The organism is Flammeovirga aprica JL-4 (genome assembly GCF_012844305.1).
In the GTDB taxonomy this organism is placed as follows: domain Bacteria; phylum Bacteroidota; class Bacteroidia; order Cytophagales; family Flammeovirgaceae; genus Flammeovirga; species Flammeovirga aprica.
This window is the reverse complement of sequence record NZ_JABANE010000234.1, coordinates 1-3,347: the sequence shown is the minus strand read 5'-3', so window position 1 is coordinate 3,347 and position 3,347 is coordinate 1. Positions and strand designations below refer to the sequence as shown.

2 protein-coding genes are annotated in these 3,347 nt (G+C 36.5%); one reads left to right on the top strand and one right to left on the bottom strand.

The window, feature by feature from the left end; translation table 11 throughout:
- Positions 1 to 78: 78 nt before the first annotated feature.
- Complete coding sequence (locus HHU12_RS33345) at positions 79 to 2,505, bottom strand: BNR-4 repeat-containing protein (RefSeq protein ID WP_169661050.1); 2,427 nt, start codon at positions 2,503 to 2,505, stop codon at positions 79 to 81.
- Between the two features lie 630 nt (positions 2,506 to 3,135).
- On the opposite strand from HHU12_RS33345, the gene HHU12_RS33340 reads away from it, so the two are divergent.
- The coding region (locus HHU12_RS33340) for a YrrC family ATP-dependent DNA helicase (RefSeq protein ID WP_169661049.1) at positions 3,136 to 3,347 on the top strand (212 nt) is incomplete at its 3' end.

Here is a 3,347-nt window from a genome sequence, read left to right as displayed (position 1 = left end):
GGATGGTTTCTTCAATTCATGTCACCCAAAAACAGCTTTGTGATTGGGCGACGTAAGTTTATATACCTATAAATATTTTTATTTGATCATTAACTTTTTATCATAATGATTTCCTTCCTGATCAATTACTTTGATAAGGTAAATACCTGCATCAAAAGTGGTTCCTTTTGATAGTTGTACTTGTTGCGTAACGTTCGAACCTTGATATACCTTTTGGCCATTCATATTATAAATCAATAGATCTGCGTTTTCTATATCTCCTAAGTCGATTGTAAATGCACCATTAGATGGGTTAGGATAAACGGTAACTACTGAAGTTTTATTTTCTATAAAAGATGCATTGCCTTGACGTGATGAGGACGAACCTGATGTCAATATTTCAAACTCATTGATACTCACCCAATCGCCAGTATAATTATGTGCCCCTTCAACGATCAGTTTTACATAACGACCTGTAGCATTGAAATTATCAGTTAATGGTTGGGCGGTACTTGTATTTCCTGTTTGATCCACAACCGTATTAAATCCTGTGCTTGCTGAATTAGACACTCGGATTCTATATTGATAGGCTCTATCTAAGTATGTCCACATTTTTGTGCCTGTGATATTTTGAGTACTTCCCAAGTCAAACACCACAGTTTTAGAGAAACCTTCAGCACTCCATCGAGAGTCATCACTCACATCTCCATCCAACAGATTAGTCGCTAAGTTAGGTGATTGCTCTGCTGTAACAGATTCAATTGTTACATTCACTGATTGTACATTAACGGTAACACTTGAGGCAATAGTACTCTGACCGTCTTCATCATAAGCTACGGCATCAATAGTGTATGTTCCTGTAGAAGTTGGAGTCCATGTTACTGAATACGGAGCCGTTTTGTCCTGTTTGTAAAAAGCATTATTTACTCTGAAATTCACTTTTGAAACTGCTTGATCATCAGAAGCATTGGCTGTTAATGTGAGCGTAGTACCAGGTTCTACAGTAAGGTTATTTGAGGGAGCTGTCATACTGACTACAGGTGGTGCATTTTGAATATCTAAATCTATGATTTGAAGGTATGTTGGATGGGTGTCATCGCTGTCATTTCCTTTTAGGTAATAGTATAATTTTCCATCGTTGATATGCACTATTCCTTTTGTAAAGGTCATTCCTGAAGTCGCTTTATAAACATTTGTGATATTGTTTGTACCTCCTTCTAACTTGTCAACAAACACTCTTCCTCCACTTAAACCAATCATATAAACGTCATTTCCTGAAGTGTAAAGTGCATCAGCTCCATTGAAGTTTGTGGTCACTGTAAAGTTGGATGCCCCTGCCGGTTTGTAACTATGTATATACTTCGTGACATTATTCTCATCATCTCTCACTTTACTGATGATATGAACATCTCCTCTGTCCGTTACGGTCCAGTCAAAGCCACTTACAATATAAACCATATTTCTAGCAACTGTTTGCACATAATCCCCTGGCTCATAAACGATCGCTTCTTCAGCTTTTACCAAAGGGAAAGTGATCGATTGACCTTTATGATTTTTCCATTGAGAAGCTCCTGTCGGGTCATCAGAGTAAGCATAATAGACGCCATTTTGATACTTGTATTTATCAGTACCATCTTTTAACCTGCGCTGGAAACCAATACGCATTTTACCATCCACATACTTCATACTTCCATAAATACTCCAATTGTGCGTTTCCCCTTTACTTCCAGTTCCCAAGGCATTGAACGTTTTAAATCTCCCCCATTTTTGTTGTGAAGCATCGTATTTAATAAAAGCTTGTGCTCCATCATGAGACGTACCTTTACGCATTGTCAAGAATAAATCTCCTTGATCATTTAAGAAAAACTTAGGGTAAGTGAACTTAGAATAATGAGATGCATCTCTTACACCATCCATAGTACAATGCTTATAATCTCCATCCGCAGGGTCCTTCACAAATTTGCTCAGTGTAAATTCAGTATCTGAAACTTCTGCCGCATTAGGTACAGAATAAGAATACCTGAAATAATCATTGACAAAAGATCCTGAATTGCTGTACGCGTGCATATCATATGCTAAGTGAATAGTTCCGTTGATTGGGCTAATTCCTACAGCAATTGTATTGTGTGTTTCTCCTAACCACCATTTTCCATTATAACCTGTATGTTGATGTGGAAACTGAATCGTTTTCATGCTTCCAGTCTGTGTATTGTATCTCGTCAACATCACATAACGCTCCGTTTTACCCCCTTTATACCAAGTCATAAAAACATAGTGTTTGTAGGTTTTGATACAATCCCCATGAGGAGTCAATGCGCTTCCATAGACATAATCATATCCAGTTGTAGAGTTCGCGGTATGATTGATAGATACTTTATTTCCATCAAAATATAAAGCTTGGTTTGTGATACTTACTTCATTTTCAAGGGTGACTTGACCCATTGACACATTGCTGATCAATAGACTCATCAGTCCGATTAAGATTTGACATACTTTGCTAAATTGAGTAAAAAAGTTGTTTTTCATAATTCATTAATAATTCATACATTTTACCAATAAGGCCTTTGAGAGGGCCTTTTTTACATATTTGATCAGGCACTTTTTAAGAAGGCTCTGATAAGTCATTAAATATCTATTGATGTTTTGTTACGGCTTATGTATTTCCCAGCAAGAAAACCAAGCCTACACTTCTTCATGGTAATCGATAAAGATTTTCAATGCCAAGTAGCTTTAGCATCGCGTACTTCATCTAGGTGTAATAGATAATTTAACTGTCAGTCTGATTCATTTCATTAGTAGTAATAGGTGTTACCGTTGATGCACTTTTTTTGTTTCATTTCATATTCGTCGCTTTGCATCATTATCTGAAAGCACATTCATCCTCCAAATTTCAATAACCCATTTCTCATAGCTGTTGACTAACACTTTCAAAGATGAAAGATCAGCGAAAAAAAATAATCCAAAAACAAAGCTTTATAGTGTATAAAACACATTTATCACTTTGGACTATTTTCTTTTTTTGCAAAATCGTCCAGAAACAGGCCTAGAAGCCTAAAAAAGACTACTCCTTGTTAGTTTCATGAAATAATTATGAGCGATTAATAGAGGTATGATCTATTTTCAAAAATAAGTACATTTGATAAACTTTTAGCATCAATGGAAAAATTCAAAGGCATAGTACACCGCGTTACGTATCATAACAAAGAAAATGGATGGACAGTCATCAGGGTAAATCCTGCCGAAAGACCTCATGAACAAATCACTGTTACGGTGCATCAAGCGAATGTTTTTGCGGGGGCTACCTTAGAATTTGAAGGAGAATGGACTACTCACCCTAAATTCGGTGATCAGTTCAAAGCACATTCTAC

Excerpts from the sequence above, each read along its gene's own strand:
- HHU12_RS33345 (WP_169661050.1), bottom strand. The coding sequence starts at position 2,505 with ATGAAAAACAACTTTTTTACTCAATTTAGCAAAGTATGTCAAATCTTA.